This window comes from Pseudomonas sp. QD4 (assembly GCF_049199125.1).
Taxonomy (GTDB): domain Bacteria; phylum Pseudomonadota; class Gammaproteobacteria; order Pseudomonadales; family Pseudomonadaceae; genus Aquipseudomonas.
In genome coordinates this window covers 104,721-123,728 of record NZ_JBLZOM010000003.1, presented here as the reverse complement: position 1 = coordinate 123,728, position 19,008 = coordinate 104,721, and the positions used below count along the sequence as shown (strand labels likewise).

Here is a 19,008-nt window from a genome sequence, read left to right as displayed (position 1 = left end):
ATTTGAGCGCGTCGGGGAGCGGAACCTTAGCGCGTTAGCCGGTGATTCGACAATGGGCTGGCGGGGGTTTTATCCCGCTAGGGCTGGATAAATGCGCGATGGACCTGCTCCTGGGAAAAGTCCTCGGCGTGCTGGGTGATCCATTGCAAGGCGAGCGCCTCGGTACGCTGTCGTTCGGCCTGGGGTTCGTGCAGGCGGCAGTAGCGTTCGATCTGGCAAACCTGCGCGCCCATGCGCGCACCGAACAGGGTCTGTTCGTCGACAAAGGCGATACCCACCAGGTAGCCGTGCTTGCGGCGCAGGCACCAGGCGACATAGCCCTGATAGCAGGCGTTTTCGCCCAGGGTCGGCATGCGCACCAGCAGCGCCGTGCCGCATCGCCAGGCACGGTGGTAATTGCAAGCCACGCCGCCGAGGCTGATAGTGTGCAGCCGCTGCCGCGAAATGCACGAGTGTTTGCGCAAGGTCAGTTCAACCGGAACATCGTCTGGATGAGGTAGAAAACGTCCCATGAGCGCGGACCCCGAGCGTCGGCTAGTCGACAGTGTTTCCCCCAGTATAGTGGCCCAATTGGAGCTGACCGATTTCGACACCGATCAGCGGTTGTTGGCGATGAGTGGCATTTCCCTGGTGATTTTCACCAGCATCGGTTGCTCCAGCTGTCGTTGGGCACGCCAGCAATTGCCCACCTTTGATTTGCCTGTCGATCGGCTGTGCTGGATTGATGCGGGAAACAACGGTGGCGTCGTCCAGCGTTATCAGGTGTTTCATTTACCGGCCCTGTTCGTGGTGCGCGACGGTGAGTTTTACGGCGCTGTGCAATCGCGTCTGCGCGCGACTGATCTCGCCGACGCCGTGCACCAGGCATTGGAGCGAATTGCAGAGGAGTTGCCATGATGAGTGCTGTGCACAAGCCGCGAGTCGGCATTATTGGTACCGGCGCGATCGGTGGTTTTTATGGCGTGATGTTGGCGCGGGCCGGTTTCGACGTGCACTTTTTGCTGCGCGGTGAGTTCTCGGCGGTGGCACTGCGTGGCTTGCAGCTGAACCATGCGGTTCAAGGTCAACTGACACTGAACCCAGTGCAGGCTTACGCCAACGGCGAGGATCTGCCGCCTTGCGACTGGTTGCTGGTGGGAGCCAAGGCCACCAGCAATCCTGATCTTGCACCCATCTTGATCAGCGCAGCGGCCCCAGGGGCCAAGGTGTTGTTGCTGCAGAACGGCTTGGGCGTCGAAGAAGCACTGCGTCCATTGCTGCCTGAGTCAATCCATGTGCTGGGTGGGCTTTGCTATATCTGTGCATACCGCTCGGCGCCTGGGGTGATTGAGCATCAAGCCTTGGGTGCGGTGAATCTGGGGTATCACAGTGGTCCGGCGTCGGACGCGGCGGCACGTCAGGCCATTGTCGAAGAAGGCTCGGCGATGTTTCGCAAGGCTGGTCTCGATTCCCAGGCGATGCCTGACCTGGGGCAGGCGCGCTGGCAGAAGCTAGTGTGGAATGTGCCGTACAACGGTCTCTCGGTGCTGCTCAAGGCCAGTACCGCGCCCTTGATGGCCGATGACGCAAGCCGGCAGTTGATCCAGGCCTTGATGGCCGAGGTGGTGCGCGGGGCAGAGGCCTGTGGGCATAGCGTGCCGACCGGTTATGCCGAGCATCTGTTCAAGGTTACGGAAAAAATGCCGGATTACTGGCCGAGCATGTACCACGATTATCTGCACAAGCGTCCCTTGGAGCTTGCGGCCATCTATGCTGCGCCTCTGGCCGCGGCCAAGGCCGCGGGATGCGAGCTGCCGAGAATCGAAGCGCTGTATCAGGCGTTGAGTTTTATTGATCGGTATAACGATTGAAACCGTCAGGCGGGGGAGCAGTACATGGCTAAGGGCCTGGGTGGAAAGTTGGTGGTGGCGATTTCGTCGCGGGCACTGTTTGACTTGAGCGACAGCCACAAGGTCTACCTGGCGGAGGGCGTCGAGGCTTATCGGCAGTATCAGATCGAGCATGAAGAGGAAAACCTCGAGCCGGGTGAGGCTTTTCCTCTGGTGAAGAAGCTTCTCAGTCTCAACGCCAGCCTTGGGCGAGCCCGGGTCGAAGTCGTCCTGGTATCGCGCAACAGCGCCGACACCGGCTTGCGTGTGTTCAACTCGATCCAGCACTACGGCCTGGATATCTCCCGGGCCGCTTTCGTCGGCGGGCGCAGCCCTTACCCTTATCTCGCGGCATTTGGCTGTGACCTGTTCCTCTCGACTCACGCCGAAGACGTGCGCAGCGCGCTGGATGCCGGATTCGCTGCGGCGACCATTTTGTCGGGCGGCGCGCGCCGTGCCGCCAGTGCCGAGTTGCGCATTGCCTTTGACGGTGATGCGGTGTTGTTTTCCGATGAGTCGGAACGGGTTTATCAGTTGGGCGGCCTTGAAGCGTTCCAGGCCAAGGAGCGCGAATCTGCTCGCGAGCCTTTGCGAGGCGGGCCGTTCAAAGGCTTTCTCGCTGCGCTCAATCTGTTGCAGCGCGAGTTTCCCGACGACGCCTGTCCGATCCGCACCGCCCTGGTCACTGCGCGCTCGGCGCCGGCTCATGAACGGGTGATCCGCACCTTGCGCGAGTGGGATATCCGCCTGGATGAATCGCTGTTCCTGGGCGGCCTGGAGAAAGCGGCGTTTCTCGAGGCTTTTGCCGCAGACGTATTTTTCGATGACCAGGCCGGTCATTGCGAACTGGCGCGCGAAGTGGTCGCCACTGGCCATGTGCCCCATGGCATCAGCAATGAGAGCAAAACCTGAGCCTTTGATCCCGGGCCCGGCGGCTGGCGTCGCAGTTGGCCGGGCACTGCTAAGCTGAATCAATCTCCGCCGTCCTGGCAGTCATGGAGGTCATATGATTCGTTCGATGCTATATGCCACTGACCTTGGTCTGTACGCACCTTATGTGATGCAGCATGCGGTGGAACTGGCTCGAACGTTCAATGCCGACCTGCATGTCATCCACGCCGTGGAGCCTATGGGGCTGTTTGCCGAGTCGGTGCTGCAGAGCTACCTCGATGAGCAGGCGTTGAATGATTTTCACAACCAGGGTTTGAGCACGGTGATGGCCAGTATCGAGCAGCGGGTGCTCGACAGCTTCCGTGAAGAACTGGGGGAGGGCATGCAGGACCTGGCGTTGATTCAGTCGGTCAGGGTGTTTCAGGGGGATCCTGCGCAGGTCATTCTCGAGCAGGCGGCGAAACTCTCCGTGGATTTGCTGATCGTAGGAAGTCATAGCCACGAAGCGGGCGTGGAAACCCCGCTGGGCAGGACGGCAGCCCGTGTGTTGCAGTTGGCGAAGGTGCCGGTGTACCTCGTGCCCTTGGTGCAGCGTCGTCGGCTGGGGGATATCTGAAAGGGGCGTCGAAGAGTTTCTAATAAAAAGTTCTAGATTTATTCTTCAAACCATTAATATAGTTATATACCGTCGCTGATACCCGTGGCGTCCAACTGCTTTGAGGGATTGATATGAAGCTCCAACAATTGCGCTACATCTGGGAAGTGGCGCACCACGACCTCAACGTTTCCGCTACAGCCCAAAGCCTTTACACCTCGCAACCGGGTATCAGCAAGCAGATCCGCCTGCTCGAAGATGAGCTGGGGGTCGAAGTCTTTGCCCGTAGCGGCAAGCATTTGACTCGTGTTACTCCGGCCGGTGAGCGCATCATCACCACCGCCGGCGAGATTCTGCGCAAGGTCGAAAGCATCAAGCAGATTGCCCAGGAGTTCTCCAACGAGAAAAAGGGCACCCTATCGATCGCCACTACTCACACCCAGGCGCGTTATGCGTTGCCGCCGGTGATCAGCAGCTTTATCAAGCAATACCCTGACGTTGCCCTGCATATGCATCAGGGCTCGCCCATGCAGATCGCCGAAATGGCGGCCGACGGCACTGTCGACTTCGCCATCGCCACCGAAGCCCTGGAGCTGTTCGGTGACCTGGTAATGATGCCGTGCTATCGCTGGAACCGTTGCGTGGTCGTGCCCCAGGGCCACCCGCTGACCAAGTTGCCGAAGCTGACCCTGGAAACCCTCGCGGAATACCCGATCGTCACCTACGTATTCGGGTTCACCGGTCGTTCCAAGCTCGACGAAGCCTTCAGCCACCGTGGCCTGACCCCCAAGGTGGTGTTCACCGCCGCCGACGCCGATGTGATCAAGACCTACGTGCGCCTGGGCCTGGGTGTTGGCATCGTGGCCAAGATGGCGGTCGATACCAAGCTCGACAGTGACCTGGTGGTACTGGATGCCAGCGAATTGTTCGAGTCGAGCATCACCAAGATTGGCTTCCGCCGTGGCACCTTCCTGCGCGGTTTCATGTGCGACTTCATCGAGAAGTTCGCCCCGCACCTGACGCGTGAAGTCATGGCCAAGGCCATCCAGTGCCACAACAAACAGGAACTGGAAGAGCTGTTCGACGGCGTTGAGCTGCCAGTGCACTAAGGCTGCGGCGTGCTCACTTGACCTCGGTAACAGTGAACTGTTGCCGAGTGCCCGCGACAACGATCTGCACCTCATCTCCCTCGAATTTACCCATCAGGCTCTGGCCCAGCGGTGAGCGAGGGGTGATGACGGTAATCAACTGGCCTACCACGTACACCTTCAGCCCAGCACCATCCGGCCCCAGAAACAGCCATTGCTCGTGGCCGTTTTCATCTTCAAGCCCCAGTAAGGCCCCCACCTGAATCCCTGTCTGTTCGTCATAGGCGCGCAGTGTCAGGTTCTGGCACAACGCCAGGGCTTGCCTGATCTCCTCGACGCGTTTGGCCTGGCCTGCAGCCAGGTACGAAGCCTCAAGGCCCAGGGTGTCGTATTTGTTTTCGGCGATGTTCTCTTCGTGGGTCGCCGTCTCGTAGGCCGTTTGCGCCGCGCGCTGTGCCACGTCGAGGTCGTCCCGGAGTTTTTGCAGGATCAGTTGATGGATGGCGTGTTTGTTCATGATCAATCGCAGAACTGCAGGACGTTGGCCCGGCTCTTGTCGGTCGGCGCCGTCTGGTCCTGTTGCAGCCAGAACTGGCATTTGGGATTGGACTGATTGCGCAGGTTGTTGCGAGCATTCTCCAGGCTTTGCTGTTGTTCGTTCTTGCGCAGGTTTTCCTGATATTGCTCGAACATCGGGTTGGCGGGTGCCGGTTCGACCACCGGCGGTTTGGCCAATTGCTGAACGGCTTGGGCCACCGGCGCCAGTTGTTGGCTGAACACAAAACGCGAGGCCAGCCAGCAGGTCAGAGCAATGGCCACAAAACCCAGCCACAGACCCAATGCAATGCTGACGCTGAGTTTCAGGCCATTGAAGCTGATGCGTAGCGGTTTGCGGGCGGTGGGGCGGTAGGACATGGCGGCCTCCTGGCGGGCGGACGAGTGCGGGGGCCGATTGTCGCACGAAGATTAATCGGCGTCGGCTCTTCTGCGCGGGACGATTTATGCGGACAATCGGCGCCTTTGCCAATCGGAGCCCGGAATGAAAGCCTCCTGGGATATTTTCTGCAGTGTCGTGGACAACTTCGGCGATATCGGGGTCACCTGGCGCCTCGCTCGGCAGTTGGTGGCCGAGCATCAATGCGAGGTGCGGCTGTGGGTCGACGATCTGCGTGCCTTTGAGCGCCTTTGCCCGGAAGTCGATATCAGCGCCGTCCGCCAATGGCAGGCAGGCGTCGAGGTCCGGCACTGGCCGACGGAATGGGCTGCGCAGCCGGCTGCCGATGTGGTGATTGCCGCCTTCGCCTGCCAACTGCCTGCGGCTTACATGGAAGCCATGGCCGAGCGCGAGCGCCCGCCGCTCTGGTTGAATCTCGACTACCTGAGCGCCGAGGATTGGGTGGTCGGGTGCCACGGCTTGCCGTCGGTGAAGTTCAAGGGTGTGCAGAAGTACTTTTTCTTTCCCGGGTTTCGCCCGGGCACAGGTGGCCTGTTGCGTGAGGCAGGGCTATTGGAAAGGCGTAGGGCGTTTCAACAAGACACCCTCGCGCAGCGTAATTTCCTGCAAGGGCTTGGCGTATCTGCCGCGAGCGATGCACGGCTTATCTCGTTGTTTGCCTACGAAAATGCCGGCTTGGGCAACTGGCTCGACGCGTTGGCGGCCGATACCCGGCTGACTCATCTGCTGGTGCCCGAAGGTCGAATTCTCGGCGATGTGAAGCGCTGGCTGGCCTGCGACGAGCTGCATGTCGGCACGCAACAGGTGCGTGGTGCAGTGACGGTGCAGGTCCTGCCGTTCGTCCGGCAGGAACAATACGATCAGTTGTTGTGGTGCTGCGATTTCAATGCCGTGCGTGGCGAAGACTCGTTTGTACGGGCGCAATGGGCCGGGCGTCCGATGCTCTGGCACATCTATCGTCAGGACGAAGATATCCACCTGGACAAGCTCGAGGCCTTCCTCGACCTGTATACCCAAGGCCTGTCGCCGCAGGCTCGTGACGCAATCAATGGCTTGTGGCAGGCGTGGAATGCCGGTGGCGACATGGGCCAAAGCTGGAAAACCCTGCTCGATGTGTGGCCGGAGGTGTCTTTGCATGCTGAGCAATGGTGTCTGGAACAGGCCTTGCAAGCCGATCTTGCCGCAGCGCTGGTGCAGTTTTACCTAAATTGGATATGATACGCGGCCTAGATTTTTGTAAATCCCATCCAAATTCGGATATTCGTAATGAAAACTGGTAAAGAACTGAAACCTGGGATGGTGATCCGTCTCGAAAACGATCCTTGGCTGGTTCAGAAAGCTGAATTCACCAAATCCGGTCGTAACAGCGCGATCATGAAGACCAAGCTGAAAAACCTGCTGACCGGTTACAAGACCGAGATCGTTTACAGCGCTGACGACAAACTGGACGACGTGATCCTCGACCGCAAAGAAGCGACCCTGTCCTTCATCAGCGGCGACTCCTACACGTTCATGGACACCACCGACTACACCATGTACGAACTGAACGCTGAAGACATCGAAGCTGTTCTGCCTTTCGTTGAAGAAGGCATGACTGATGTTTGCGAAGCGATCTTCTTCGAAGAGCGTCTGGTTTCCGTAGAACTGCCGACCACTATCGTGCGTCAGGTTGACTACACCGAAGGTTCCGCTCGCGGCGACACTTCGGGCAAGGTGATGAAGCCTGCCAAACTGAAAAACGGTACCGAGCTGAGCGTTGCAGATTTCGTTGAAATCGGCGACTGGATCGAGATCGATACCCGCGACGGTGGCTCCTACAAGGGCCGCGCCAAGGTCTAAGCCTGGCTTAAACCTCGCGTACGAAAAAGCCCGACCATTGAGTCGGGCTTTTTTGTGCCTGGGATCTTCTGCCAGGACTCAGACGCTGACGTGCAAGCGCACATCGACGTTGCCGCGAGTTGCGTTGGAGTACGGGCAGACCTGATGCGCTGCGTCCACCAGGCTCTGGGCCTCGGCTTGCTCGAGGCCGGGCAGGCTCACATGCAGGTCGATATCCAGGCCAAAACCACCGGGGATCTGGCCGATGCCGACGTGGGCGGTGATCGAGGCTGCATCCGGGATTTGGCGTTTGCTCTGGCTGGCGACGAATTTCAGGGCGCCAATAAAACACGCAGAGTAGCCGGCGGCGAACAGCTGTTCCGGGTTTGTCGCCTGGCCACCGGCACCGCCCAGCTCTTTAGGGGTGGCAAGCTTGACGTCGAGGATGTTGTCGCTGGAGACAGCGCGGCCATCACGGCCACCGGTAGCGGTTGCGACTGCGGTATAGAGCGTTTGCATGGGGTAGGTCTCCGAGGTTTGGTTTTCGCTAAATATTGGCGCGCTAAATAAATGCCAAATAAATCTATCGCGCAAATATTTAGTTCGCAATATATATTTTTGAGAAAATGTCGCGCTGTCCCCGCGAGATGTCTTATCTAGTTGATTTTAGAGAATTTTAATATTCGGAGGTGGTTGGCGAGACTTTCCGCCCGCCAGCAGGTCATGTGGGGGCGGCTATGTCGGGGCGGCGTGCAGGCAGGAAGGGCTAGAGGCTGTGTTGCAGATGGCCGCGCAACGCCAGCAGGTCGGCCTGCAATTTTTGCAGTTGCTCCACCGTCTGGCCGCTGGCCGCCAGGATGCAGTGCGGTATTTCGCGAGCCTTGTCGCGCAGGGCGCGGCCTTGCGCGGTCAGTTCAACGATCACCACCCGTTCATCCTCTCGGCTGCGGGTACGGCTGAGCAGGCCTTCGGCTTCGAGGCGCTTGAGCAGCGGGGTCAGGGAGCCCGGGTCGGTCAGCAAGTGAGTGCTGATCTCGCCAACGGTCAGGCCGTCACGCTCCCACAGCACCATCATCGCCAGGTATTGGGGGTAGGTCAGCCCCAGTGCTTGCAGCAGGGGCTTGTAGACCTTGGTCATCAGCAGCGAGGTGGAGTGCAAGGCGAAGCACAGCTGATTATCCAGTCGCAGTTCGTCGCAAGAGTCGGGGAGGGAGCCTTTGGTGGTCATGGTGGGGCCTTGATCAGTACAGGTTTTGAATCTAGCGGGCGAATCTTTAATGCGCCAGATAATTGTGCGAGGGCGCTGAGTCCAAGGCTTCAGCCCATCTTGCTTTGCAGGGCCAGGTCCCAGGGTGGAACCGGGCTGAAGCGCGCCTTCAAGTATTCCAGCAGCAGGCGGCTACGGGCGTTGCTGTGCTGCTCCAGGCGCAGGGCATAGATGCCGGAGGTTTCCGCCGGGGGCAGGCCATGCTGGCAAAACAGCGGTAGCAGCTCGCCGCGCAGCAGGTATTCACTGGCCAGCCAGGTGGGCAGGTGGGCGATGCCCAGGCCGGCCAGCGCCCCCGAGAGCAATGCTTCGGCGTTGTTGGCGCTCATGCGGATGCGCTGCGGGCGATGACTGTGCATCTGCCCATCCTGCTCGAAACGCCAGGCGAAGAGTGGAGCCAGTCCCTCCCAGTCGAGCCCGTCGTGTTCACCGAGTTCGTTGGGGTGGGCCGGCGTCCCGCGGTTTTTCAGGTAGGCCGGACTGGCGCAGGCAATGCGCACAATGCTGGCCAGCGGCGTGGCCACCAGCCGGGTATGGACCATATGCCCGGCGCGCAGCACGAGGTCGACCTTACCCAGGTTCGAGCCCTGCATATCGACGAAGCTGTCGATCAGGTGCAACTGCACATCCAGCCCTGGGTAGACGCCGAGGAAGTCGGCGATTGCCGGCGCCAGGTGGCGTCGGCCGAAGGCGGCCGGAGCGTCGACCCGGATCAGTCCTTCGGGGGCGTGGCTCAGGGACACCGCTTCGGCTCGGGCCAATTGCAGTTCGGCGACTATCCGTCGTGCGCGTTCAGCAAAGGCCAGGCCCGCCGCAGTCGCGACCACGGCGTGGGTGGTGCGCATGAACAGCTTGCTGCCGATGGCACTTTCCAGGCTGTCGATGCGCCGGGCCACCGCCGAGGGCGTCAGGGGATGGCGCCGGGCCGCGGCGGAAAAACTGCCGGTTTCCAGGACGTCAATGAACAGTCCGAGCTGCTCGGTCAGGGCTTTGGGGTTCATTTTCGATGTGCTTGTGCGGAGTTGGCACAGCCATTGTGCGTTGCTATGCGTTTCCGTACCAGCGTCGACTGCGTAGCATGCAGCCTCTGACGTGAGGGGAAATGCACCGTGATTGATCTAGTGATGTATCTGCTGCTGGGTGTGGCCCTGGGCACCATGGGTGGGCTGTTTGGCATCGGTGGTGGCTTGATCGCGATTCCGGTGTTGGGCGTGTGGTTCGGCCTGGATCAGCAAATCGCCCAGGGCACTGCCCTGGTGATGGTGGTGCCCAATGTGATGCTGGCTGTGTGGCGTTATCACCAGCGCAATCGCATTGAGCTGCGGCACGCCTTGCCACTGGCGAGCATGGGCTTCTGTTTTGCCTGGATCGGCTCGATCTGGGCGGTCGGCATTGATGCGCAGATCATGCGCATCGGGTTTGTCGCCTTCCTGGTGGCGCTCTCTTGCTACAACCTGCTGCGGATTTTTGTCGGCAATACCCCGGCATCGGCGCAGATGCGTTATTCCTGGCCCTGGCTGGGCGTGCTGGGCGCGGCCTCGGGCACCATGGGTGGGCTGTTCGGGGTCGGCGGCGCGGTGGTTGCCACGCCGATACTGACCAGCGTGTTCGGCACCAGCCAGGTGGTTGCCCAGGGTTTGTCGCTGGCGCTGGCGCTGCCCAGTACCGGAGTCACCCTGGTGACCTATGGCGTGCACCATGAAGTGGATTGGATGATCGGCCTGCCCCTGGCCCTGGGTGGCTTGATGAGCATCAGTTGGGGCGTGAAGATTGCGCACTCGATGCCGGAGCGCCTGTTGCGCGGATTGTTCTGCGGGTTTCTGGTGCTGTGTGCGGTGATGCTCGGCTTCAAAGTTTAAAACCGTCGACGATATGCTCGGCCAGGCACTCGGTGATGGGTGAGGGCGTGTTCAGGTTGCGCAGCAGCATGATGCTGGCCTCGGGCAACTGCGGCAGGTTTTGCGCGGCGCCGAGAATGCGCATGTCCGAGGTGATCAGGCTTTCGAGCTGAGCGGTGACCGCCAGGCCGGCGCTGACCACCGCCATGATTGCCGACAGGCTGGAGCTGTTGTAGGCAATCCGATAATCACGCCCTGCGGCGTCCAGCGCATTGCAGGCCCACAGCCGGCAGAAACAGTCACTGTTGAACATGGCCAGGGGCATGGGCGTTTGTTCATGAGGGTTGAAGCACTGCGCCTCGGCCCAGACGAAGCGCTCCTTACGCAACAGCTGACCGATCTCGCTGCCCGGCTCGCGGGTGACGATGGACAGGTCCAGGTCCTGGCGCTGCAACAGTTGCTTGGACGATTCGCAGTGGACTTCGATCTGGATCAGCGGGTAAGCCTGGGCGAAGCGCGACAGTATTCCCGGCAGAAACCGCATGACATAGTCATCCGGCGTGCCGATGCGCACCGTGCCGACCATGTGGGGTTCGCGCAGGGTATTGAACACTTCGCTGTGCAGTTTCAGGATCCGTCGCGCGTAGCCCAGCAGCACCTGCCCTTCGGCGGTGAGCTTGACCTGGCGCCCGTCGCGCTGGAATAGCTGGCGCTGCAGCACGTCTTCCTCCAGGCGCTTCATTTGCATGCTGACGGCAGATTGGGTGCGATTGACCAGCTCACCGGCCCGGGTAAAGCCGCCCTGATCGGCAATGGCGACGAAGGTCCGCAGGACTTCGGTGTCGATGCTGGGGTAGCTGGACAATTCATCAATCTCCGAGATGTATTGCATAAGAAACATTCGTTGGATTGATCTTAGCTGCGCGGCGAGACTTTAGTCATCCCCACTGGAGGGCAAGATGATGAAAGGTCAAAAAGGTTATGTGCTGGCGCAGAAGTTTTCGTTTCACGGTCTTTCCTGGCGGACGGTGCTGCAAACAGTCGCCCGCTGGCATCAGCGCAACCGTGAGCGGGTCGAGTTGGCGAGCATGAGCGACGAAGCGCTCAAGGACATTGGCTTGAGCCGCGCAGACGTCGAGCGTGAAATCAGCAGGCCCTTCTGGGATGACCCGATGTCCAAATAAACGGCTACACAAGCGGCTGGCGGCTGAGGTAGTTTGCGGGCAGACAAGGAGATGCCCATGCCCGCCCAACTGTCGTTTTCCATCAAGCAGGCCCGACGCCTGGCCTTGGCTGCTCAAGGCTTTGGCGTACGGCCCTCGACCGCTGCGATAAGTTCGGCCCAGGTCAATCGTATGATCGGGCGCCTGGGCCTGCTGCAGATTGATTCGGTCAACGCCCTGGTGCGCTCGCACTACCTGCCGTTGTTTTCGCGCCTCGGCAATTACTCCCCGCAACTGCTCGATCAAGCGGCCTGGAGCCAGGGCCGCCAACGTCGGTTGTTCGAATACTGGGGGCATGAGGCCTCGCTGCTGCCGTTGGCCATGTACCCCTTGTTGCGCTGGCGGATGCAGCGCGCCAGCCAGGGGCAAGGTATCTATGGGCAATTGGCGCGTTTTGGCCAGGAGCAACAGGCGACCATTCGCCGGGTGCTGGCCTGTGTCGAGGAACAGGGCGCGCTGGGGGCGGGCAGCCTGTCGACCCGGCAGGAGCGCGCCGGCCCCTGGTGGGACTGGAGTGCCGAGAAGCACGCGCTGGAGTGGCTGTTCGCTGCCGGCGAAGTGACGGTGGCCGGACGTCGTGGTTTCGAGCGGCTGTACGACCTGCCGGAGCGGGTGCTGCCCGCCGCCATCCTGCAGCAGCCCTTGCTCGACGAGGCAGAGGCCCAGCGCGGCTTGCTGTTGCATGCGATTGGTGCACTCGGAGTCGCCACGGAAAAAGACCTGCGTGATTACTTCCGGCTGAGCCCCGCGGACGGTCCGGCGCGCCTGGCCCAGTTGCTTGAGGCCGGTGAGGTGCAACGCTGCGAGGTCGAGGGCTGGCGGCAAGCGGCCTATTGCCTGCCAGCGCCTAAAGTGCCGCGCAAGGTCGAGGCCAGCGCCTTGCTCTCGCCCTTTGATTCACTGGTCTGGGAGCGCAGCCGGACCGAGCGCCTGTTTGATTTTCGCTACCGGCTGGAGATCTATACCCCGCAACACAAACGGATTTATGGCTACTACGTGCTGCCGTTCCTGCATGACGAGCGGATCGCCGCGCGGGTCGACCTGCGGGCTGAGCGGGCATTGGGGCGCCTGGCAGTGCATGCCGTGCATGAAGAACCGCAGGGGCTGGATGAACAGGGGATGATGGCGCTGGCAGCCAATTTACGCCAAATGGCGCAGTGGCTGGGGCTGGAGCAGGTCCAGCTCAATTGCCCAAGGGCCAGTGCCCAGCGATTGCGGGGTTTTCTCTAGGGCTGCGGGGCACGCTCGCGGGCTTATCCCGCCACGAGCGCGCCCGGCTTGCTCAGCGCTTGACCTGTTTCAAGGTCTCGGCAATCAGGAACGCCAGCTCCAGGGATTGATCGGCGTTCATCCGCGGGTCGCAGTGGGTGTGATAGCGGTCCGACAGGCCATCCTCGGTGATAGGGCGCGCGCCACCGATGCATTCAGTGACGTTTTGTCCGGTCATCTCGATGTGGATGCCGCCGGCGTAGCTGCCTTCGGCTTCGTGTACCTGGAAGAACTGCTTCACCTCGTTGAGGATCTGCGCGAAGTCGCGGGTCTTGTAACCGCTGCTGGCTTTGATGGTATTGCCGTGCATCGGGTCGGAGCTCCACAGCACCTGCTTGCCTTCGCCTTCCACCGCGCGGATCAGTTGGGGCAGGTGATCGCCGACCTTGTTCGCGCCCATGCGCACGATCAGGTTGAGGCGTCCGGGATCGTTATCCGGGTTGAGGATATCGATCAGGCGAATCAACTCGTCGGTGTTCATGCTCGGGCCGACCTTGACCCCGATCGGGTTGTTCACCCCGCGCAGGAATTCGACGTGGGCGCCGTCCAGCTGGCGGGTGCGGTCGCCGATCCACAGCATGTGCGCCGAGCAGTCGTAATAGTCGTTGGTCAGGCTGTCGCGCCGCACAAAGGCTTCTTCGTAGTTCAGCAGCAGGGCCTCATGGGCGGTGAAGAAGCTGGTCTCGCGCATTTGTGGCGAGCTGTCCATACCGCAGGCGCGCATAAAGGCCAGGGTTTCATCGATCCGGTCGGCCAGGTGGCTGTACTTCTCGGCCAGGGCCGAGTTGGCGATGAAGTCCAGGTTCCACTTGTGCACCTGGTGCAAGTCGGCAAAGCCGCCTTGGGCGAACGCGCGCAGCAGGTTCAGGGTCGCGGTGGACTGGTGGTAGGACTGCAGCAGGCGGTCCGGGTCCGGGACTCGGCTTTTCATGTCGAAACCGATGCCGTTGACGATATCGCCCCGGTAGGCCGGCAGGGTCACGCCGTTGATGGTTTCGTCGTTGGCCGAGCGCGGCTTGGCGAACTGACCGGCCATGCGCCCGACTTTGACCACCGGGCAGCCGGCGGCGAAGGTCATGACGATCGCCATCTGCAGCAGCACCTTGAAGGTGTCGCGGATCTTCGCGGCAGAGAACTCGGCGAAGCTCTCGGCGCAATCGCCGCCTTGCAGGAGGAATGCGCGACCCTGGGTCACCTCGGCAAACCGGCGTCGCAACTCCCGGGCTTCACCGGCAAACACCAGCGGCGGATAGCTGGCCAGGGATTGCTCGACCTGCAGCAAATGGGCTGCATCGGGGTAGTGGGGTTGTTGCTGGATCGGCAAGGCACGCCAGCTGTCGGGACTCCAGGGTTGGCTCATCACGCACTCAAGTGTTCTTCGGTGGGAGGCGCATGTTATCAGCAATTAGTGCGTGACCTGTTCCCGTCGCTTGGTCGACAATCGCGCCTTTCCCGCTCGGCGCCGAGTGGTTGGTTGATTGCAATGGCGAGCTTGAGCCCCATTGCGCCTAGGAGATGAGATGACTGAGGAGCGCGTCGAGCACCTGCTCGCCGAAGTGCACGATGAGTTCGGCATGATCCGGGTGCTGGAAGTGGCCGATTACCGCTTTCTCGAGTTTGGCGATGCCATCGAGCAGAGCTGCGTGTTCACTGCCGATCCGAGCTGGCTCGAGTACGACTACACCCGCGCCATGTTGATCGGTGCCTTGTGCCATGAGCACCCGGAAAGCGCGCTGTTTCTCGGCCTCGGCGCCGGGACCCTGACTCAGGCCTGCCTGAAGTTTCTGCCCCTGGAAGACGTCGAAGCCATCGAACTGCGTCCCGATGTGCCACGCCTGGCCATCGAATACCTGGGGCTGGACGATGATCCACGGCTGTACATTCGCGTCGGCGATGCCCTGGAACTGCTGGAGACTGCCGAACCTGCGGATCTGATCTTCGTCGACCTTTATACCGATGTCGGTCCGGGTGTCGGGCACCTGGCCTGGGGTTTCCTGGAAAACTGCCAGAAGCGCCTCAACCCGGGTGGCTGGCTGGTGATCAACCAGTGGGCCACCGATGATGGCAAGCCCCTGGGCGCGGCGCTGTTGCGTGGGCTTTATCATCGGCATTACTGGGAGTTGCCGGTGAAGGAGGGCAACGTGATTCTGATCGTGCCCGCAGACCTCGACCAGGAACTGGACAGTGGCGCCCTGTCTGCCCGCGCCGAAGCCCTGGCCCCGCGCCTGGGCTACTCATTGCAATCGCTGATCAAGGCCATCCGCCCAGCGACCTGATGGCCCGCCGTCGCAGTAGGCCGGTATGTGCGCCGGCGGGTTAGGGCCAGCGCAGCCTTGTTCCTCGGCAGCGGCTACAGACCCTTGAACACCCCTGGGCGCTTTTCGATCATTGCCCGCACGCCCTCCTTGGCGTCCTCGCTGTTCAGGAGTTTCTTCACCAGCGGCGGCAAACCCAGGGCTGCTGCGGTTTCACCTTCCAGGCGCGCCTGGCGGGCAGACATCAAGGTGGCCTGGACCCCCAGCGGCGCCTGCCGGGCAATCCGCTCGGCCAGCAGCATCGCGCGCGGCAGCAAATCCTCACTGGCCATCACCTCTTGCACCAGACCCAGGCGCAAAGCGTCGTGGGCATCGAATTCGTCGCCGGTCAGCAACCAGCGCATGGCGTTGCCCCAGCCGGCGATCTGATGCAGACGCAGGGTGGCGCCGCCAAAAGGAAAAATCCCCCGCTGCACTTCCAGTTGGGCAAACCGGGTATTGCTGGCGCACAGGTTGATATCGGCCGCCAGCATCAATTCGATGCCGATGGTCAGGCAGTAGCCCTGCGCCGCGACAATCACCGGTTTGCTGACCCGGGGGCCGGCAAACACACCCCAGGGATCACAACCGCCGGCCGGGGCCTGCCAGCCTTCAGCCAGTGCCGCGCCGACATTGGCCAGGTCCAGCCCGGCGGTAAAGTGCTCGCCATGGGCAAAGACCACCGCTACCCGGGCCTCGCTGCTCGCCTCGAATTCGCCATAAGCCAGGCTCAACTGGTTGAGCAGCTCGAGATCAAAGGCGTTGCGCTTGGCGACTCGGTCCAGGCCGATCAGAAACAGATGACCACGCTGTTCACGGCTGACGCGACTGCTGCTGGGCTGATTCATGGGCATATCCTAGGGGGGGAAGGGGCGTCTCGGACCGACGGTACCAGCCTGAAAGATGAACCGTTTAAGCTCCGTGGCCAGCGGGGCCGGGCCTTTGCAAAATAGACCGTTGGCGGATGATCCGCAAAGCCCATGGCGCACAGGCATACAGCGGGGTTTTCCGATAAAAAAATCTCCCTTTTTTGAGTAATTCCGGTATAGTGCGCGCCGGCCTTTAACCGGGCCACGTTTAGGTATTGCAATTCCCCGAAGTCAGCTTCGGCTGCTTGTCCGCTGCGCGGACTATCCTTGACGATTCTTTCATTCAATCGTTTTCGCAAATCCCCGCCGACAAAGCTGCCAGGGCGACTCTTGAGTCTTACACGGCATGCGCAGCTTTGGAGCATGGGTCTTTGCGGATGCACTTAGAGGCAGACCCATGACCCAGGAAACCGGCGGCTTCGCCGCTTTTAATCTTAATCCGAATATTCTTGCAGCCGTCATCGCGACTGGCTACGAGGAGCCTTCGGCTATCCAGCATCAATCGATCCCGATCATCATGGCCGGTCACGACATGATTGGTCAGGCGCAAACCGGTACGGGTAAAACCGCTGCGTTCGCCCTGCCGATCCTGCACCGCATCGATCCTGCTAAGCGCGAACCGCAAGCCCTGATCCTGGCTCCAACCCGTGAGTTGGCGCTGCAAGTTGCAACCGCTTTCGAAACCTACGCCAAGCAAATGCCGGGCGTTACCGTTGTGGCCGTTTACGGCGGCGCGCCTATGGGCCCACAACTGAAAGCAATCCGTAATGGCGCACAGATCGTTGTCGCCACTCCGGGCCGTCTGTGCGACCACCTGCGTCGTGACGAAAAAGTCCTGGCTACCGTGAACCACCTGGTTCTCGACGAAGCTGACGAAATGCTCAAACTGGGCTTCATGGACGACCTGGAAGTTATCTTCAAGGCCTTGCCAGCAACCCGTCAGACCGTACTGTTCTCGGCCACCCTGCCACAGTCAATCCGTGCCATTGCCGAACGCCACCTGCGCGATCCGCAACACGTGAAGATCCAGACCAAGACTCAGACCGTTACCGCGATCGAACAGGCTCACCTGTTGGTTCACGCTGACCAGAAGACCTCGGCTGTATTGAGCCTGCTGGAAGTGGAAGACTTCGACGCCCTGATCATGTTCGTGCGCACCAAGCAAGCGACCCTGGATCTGGCCAGTGCCCTGGAAGCCAAAGGCTACAAAGCCGCTGCGCTGAACGGTGACATTGCCCAGAACCAGCGTGAGCGCGTGATCGACTCCCTCAAGGATGGCCGTCTGGACATCGTTGTGGCGACCGACGTTGCTGCTCGCGGCCTGGACGTACCGCGCATCACCCACGTATTCAACGTGGACATGCCGTACGACCCGGAATCCTACGTGCACCGTATCGGCCGTACCGGCCGTGCCGGTCGCGAAGGTCGTGCGCTGCTGCTGGTGACTCCACGTGAGCGCCGCATGCTGCAAGTGATCGAGCGTGTAACCGGTCAGAAGGTTGCTGAAGTTCGCCTGCCGGACGCCCAAGCGGTGCTCGACGCGCGTATCAAGAAGCTGACCAACAGCCTGTCGCCGCTGGTGGCCGATGCTGAATCGACCCACGGTGATCTGCTGGATCGCCTGACCGCTGATATCGGCTGCACGCCACGTGCCCTGGCTGCTGCTCTGCTGCGCAAAGCTACCAACGGTCAGGCTCTGACCCTGGCAGCCATCGAGAAAGAGCGTCCACTGGTGCCGAACAACGCACCGCGTGGCGATCGTCCTGAGCGCACTGGCGACCGTCCAGACCGTGGTGACCGCGAGCGTCGTGCTCCGATCCCGCTGGCTGAAGGCCGTGCTCGCTGCCGTACCGCGCTGGGCGCGCGTGATGGTATCGCTGCCAAGAACCTGCTGGGCGCCATCCTCAACGAAGGCGGCCTGGCTCGTGAAGCGATCGGTCGCATCCAGGTGCGTGACAGCTTCTCCCTGGTGGAGCTGCCGGAAGATGGTCTGGAGAAGTTGCTGACCAAGCTGAAGGACACTCGCGTTGCCGGTAAGCAGCTGAAGCTGCGTCGCTATCGCGAAGATTGATCCGCTCTTGGGCTGATTGATCGAACATAAAAAATCCCCGACTGGTTCGGGGATTTTTTTTGCCTGGCGTTTATCGCCTGGCGGCAGGCAGGCCAGTGAGGCGCCTAGGCAAAGCGATAGATATCCATACCCAATGCACCCAGGGTGAAGCCTTGGTGGACGATGCTGAATTCGCCGCCGGCACCACGGGCGAAATACAGCGGCAACAGGTGTTCATCACTGGGGTGGCTGCGCACCGCATTTGGCGCCTGGCGCCGGTAATCATGCAAGGCCGCCTCATCGTTTGCTGCCAGCTTGTCGATCATCCAGTCACGAAAGGCCTTGGCCCAGGGCTCGATGCTTTCCGGCCCGGCGTGCCAGTCGAGCTCGCCCAGGTTGTGGGTGATGCTGCCGGAGCCGATCAGCAACACTCCCTGCTCGCGCAGGCTGGCCAATGCATGCCCGACATGGGTCTGCAGATCAGGGCCGAGGCGGCTTGGTAGCGAGACCTGGACCACAGGAATGTCCGCTGCGGGGTACATCAGCGACAACGGTACCCATACGCCGTGGTCGAGGGGGCGCTTGCTGTCGAGCTGTGCGGGCAAGCCATCGGCCTTGAGCAGCTCTACCACCTGGGCCGCCAGGGCCGGATCACCCGGGGCCGGGTACTGCACGGCGAACAGGGCGGCGGGGAAGCCACCGAAGTCGTGCCAGGTCTCCGGATGCGGGTTGGCGCTGACCCGCAGGTCTTGGCTTTCCCAGTGCGCGGAAACCATCACGATTGCCTTGGGTTTCGGCAGTTGCGCAGCCAGTCGCGCCAATGCCGGACCGCTGGCCCCGGGCTCCAGGGCGAGCATGGGTGAACCATGAGAGATAAACAGGCTGGGGAGCATGGAGGGGATCCTGGGGGGTTAAGATAGGGCCATCTTCAATCAGATCATCAATCTAAATCTAATATAAGTTTTAGTGCTTTTTGATCGAAT

At 61.1% G+C, this 19,008-nt stretch carries 22 protein-coding genes; 12 read left to right on the top strand and 10 right to left on the bottom strand.

Translation table 11 applies throughout. The features are described from left to right. Positions 1-77 precede the first annotated feature (77 nt). Entirely contained in the window at positions 78-512 is a 435-nt protein-coding gene (locus ACOZJV_RS20795) for a pilus assembly protein PilZ (protein WP_078470675.1), read from the bottom strand. On the opposite strand from ACOZJV_RS20795, the gene ACOZJV_RS20790 reads away from it, so the two are divergent. The 5 genes from ACOZJV_RS20790 to cysB all read left to right on the top strand — a co-directional run bounded on the left by ACOZJV_RS20790 (position 511) and on the right by cysB (position 4,463). Further along, positions 511-897: a thioredoxin gene (locus tag ACOZJV_RS20790; RefSeq protein ID WP_201131902.1), complete on the top strand. Its 387-nt coding sequence runs from the start codon at positions 511-513 to the stop codon at positions 895-897. The two genes, ACOZJV_RS20795 and ACOZJV_RS20790, sit on opposite strands and share 2 nt — an antisense overlap. Further along, a complete protein-coding gene (locus ACOZJV_RS20785) occupies positions 894-1,850 on the top strand; it encodes a putative 2-dehydropantoate 2-reductase (protein WP_421548384.1) in 957 nt (318 codons plus the stop codon). The genes ACOZJV_RS20790 and ACOZJV_RS20785 overlap by 4 nt, the downstream gene beginning before the upstream one ends. 24 nt (positions 1,851-1,874) lie before the next feature. Then, entirely contained in the window at positions 1,875-2,780 is a 906-nt protein-coding gene (locus ACOZJV_RS20780) for a 5'-nucleotidase (RefSeq protein ID WP_421548383.1), read from the top strand. A 94-nt stretch (positions 2,781-2,874) separates the two neighbouring features. Next, a complete protein-coding gene (locus tag ACOZJV_RS20775) occupies positions 2,875-3,375 on the top strand; it encodes a universal stress protein (protein ID WP_078470672.1) in 501 nt (166 codons plus the stop codon). Positions 3,376-3,488: 113 nt separating this feature from the next. Then, positions 3,489-4,463 (top strand): HTH-type transcriptional regulator CysB, encoded by a 975-nt coding sequence (cysB, locus tag ACOZJV_RS20770; protein WP_007931387.1) that lies wholly within the window; start codon positions 3,489-3,491, stop codon positions 4,461-4,463. Positions 4,464-4,476: 13 nt separating this feature from the next. Here the strand turns inward: cysB and ACOZJV_RS20765 are convergent, their stop codons facing one another. Beyond that, entirely contained in the window at positions 4,477-4,959 is a 483-nt protein-coding gene (locus tag ACOZJV_RS20765; protein WP_078470671.1) for a GreA/GreB family elongation factor, read from the bottom strand. Positions 4,960-4,961: 2 nt separating this feature from the next. Next, positions 4,962-5,357: a hypothetical protein gene (locus ACOZJV_RS20760; protein WP_201131899.1), complete on the bottom strand. Its 396-nt coding sequence runs from the start codon at positions 5,355-5,357 to the stop codon at positions 4,962-4,964. A 124-nt stretch (positions 5,358-5,481) separates the two neighbouring features. Here ACOZJV_RS20760 and earP point away from each other — a divergent pair, with 124 nt between their 5' ends. Then, positions 5,482-6,615 (top strand): elongation factor P maturation arginine rhamnosyltransferase EarP, encoded by a 1,134-nt coding sequence (gene earP / locus ACOZJV_RS20755; protein WP_421548382.1) that lies wholly within the window; start codon positions 5,482-5,484, stop codon positions 6,613-6,615. A 48-nt stretch (positions 6,616-6,663) separates the two neighbouring features. After that, positions 6,664-7,236, top strand: a complete 573-nt coding sequence (locus ACOZJV_RS20750; RefSeq protein ID WP_043230442.1) for an elongation factor P — start codon at positions 6,664-6,666, stop codon at positions 7,234-7,236. A 78-nt stretch (positions 7,237-7,314) separates the two neighbouring features. On the opposite strand, the gene ACOZJV_RS20745 is transcribed toward ACOZJV_RS20750, so the two are convergent. From ACOZJV_RS20745 to ACOZJV_RS20735, 3 genes are all read right to left on the bottom strand, one after another. Continuing rightward, positions 7,315-7,734 carry an organic hydroperoxide resistance protein gene (locus ACOZJV_RS20745; protein ID WP_201131897.1) on the bottom strand — a complete coding sequence of 140 codons (420 nt, stop codon included), beginning with the start codon at positions 7,732-7,734 and terminating at the stop codon, positions 7,315-7,317. A 247-nt stretch (positions 7,735-7,981) separates the two neighbouring features. Next, positions 7,982-8,443, bottom strand: a complete 462-nt coding sequence (locus tag ACOZJV_RS20740; protein ID WP_421548381.1) for a MarR family winged helix-turn-helix transcriptional regulator — start codon at positions 8,441-8,443, stop codon at positions 7,982-7,984. A gap of 89 nt (positions 8,444-8,532) precedes the next feature. After that, a complete protein-coding gene (locus tag ACOZJV_RS20735) occupies positions 8,533-9,483 on the bottom strand; it encodes a LysR family transcriptional regulator (protein ID WP_421548380.1) in 951 nt (316 codons plus the stop codon). A 108-nt stretch (positions 9,484-9,591) separates the two neighbouring features. Here ACOZJV_RS20735 and ACOZJV_RS20730 point away from each other — a divergent pair, with 108 nt between their 5' ends. Next, positions 9,592-10,341 (top strand): sulfite exporter TauE/SafE family protein, encoded by a 750-nt coding sequence (locus tag ACOZJV_RS20730; RefSeq protein ID WP_421548379.1) that lies wholly within the window; start codon positions 9,592-9,594, stop codon positions 10,339-10,341. Here the strand turns inward: ACOZJV_RS20730 and ACOZJV_RS20725 are convergent. Further along, positions 10,331-11,185, bottom strand: a complete 855-nt coding sequence (locus ACOZJV_RS20725; RefSeq protein ID WP_178102948.1) for a LysR substrate-binding domain-containing protein — start codon at positions 11,183-11,185, stop codon at positions 10,331-10,333. The genes ACOZJV_RS20730 and ACOZJV_RS20725 overlap by 11 nt on opposite strands. Positions 11,186-11,282: 97 nt before the next feature. Here ACOZJV_RS20725 and ACOZJV_RS20720 point away from each other — a divergent pair, with 97 nt between their 5' ends. Further along, a complete protein-coding gene (locus ACOZJV_RS20720) occupies positions 11,283-11,504 on the top strand; it encodes a DUF1127 domain-containing protein (protein WP_078470935.1) in 222 nt (73 codons plus the stop codon). A 57-nt stretch (positions 11,505-11,561) separates the two neighbouring features. Then, positions 11,562-12,773, top strand: a complete 1,212-nt coding sequence (locus ACOZJV_RS20715; RefSeq protein WP_201131894.1) for a winged helix-turn-helix domain-containing protein — start codon at positions 11,562-11,564, stop codon at positions 12,771-12,773. A gap of 52 nt (positions 12,774-12,825) precedes the next feature. On the opposite strand, the gene ACOZJV_RS20710 is transcribed toward ACOZJV_RS20715, so the two are convergent. Continuing rightward, complete coding sequence (locus ACOZJV_RS20710) at positions 12,826-14,172, bottom strand: class II 3-deoxy-7-phosphoheptulonate synthase (RefSeq protein WP_421548378.1); 1,347 nt, start codon at positions 14,170-14,172, stop codon at positions 12,826-12,828. Between the two features lie 160 nt (positions 14,173-14,332). Between ACOZJV_RS20710 and ACOZJV_RS20705 the strand changes: the two genes are divergently transcribed. Then, positions 14,333-15,088, top strand: a complete 756-nt coding sequence (locus ACOZJV_RS20705; RefSeq protein ID WP_078470661.1) for a spermidine synthase — start codon at positions 14,333-14,335, stop codon at positions 15,086-15,088. Between the two features lie 74 nt (positions 15,089-15,162). Here the strand turns inward: ACOZJV_RS20705 and ACOZJV_RS20700 are convergent, their stop codons facing one another. Beyond that, the gene (locus ACOZJV_RS20700; protein WP_421548377.1) at positions 15,163-15,954 is read right to left on the bottom strand and encodes a crotonase/enoyl-CoA hydratase family protein; all 792 of its coding nucleotides are present in this window, start codon (positions 15,952-15,954) and stop codon (positions 15,163-15,165) included. Between the two features lie 418 nt (positions 15,955-16,372). Here ACOZJV_RS20700 and ACOZJV_RS20695 point away from each other — a divergent pair, with 418 nt between their 5' ends. Further along, positions 16,373-18,046, top strand: a complete 1,674-nt coding sequence (locus ACOZJV_RS20695; RefSeq protein WP_020299699.1) for a DEAD/DEAH box helicase — start codon at positions 16,373-16,375, stop codon at positions 18,044-18,046. A gap of 104 nt (positions 18,047-18,150) precedes the next feature. Here the strand turns inward: ACOZJV_RS20695 and ACOZJV_RS20690 are convergent, their stop codons facing one another. After that, the gene (locus tag ACOZJV_RS20690; RefSeq protein ID WP_078470659.1) at positions 18,151-18,918 is read right to left on the bottom strand and encodes a DODA-type extradiol aromatic ring-opening family dioxygenase; all 768 of its coding nucleotides are present in this window, start codon (positions 18,916-18,918) and stop codon (positions 18,151-18,153) included. Between the last annotated feature and the right edge of the window lie 90 nt (positions 18,919-19,008).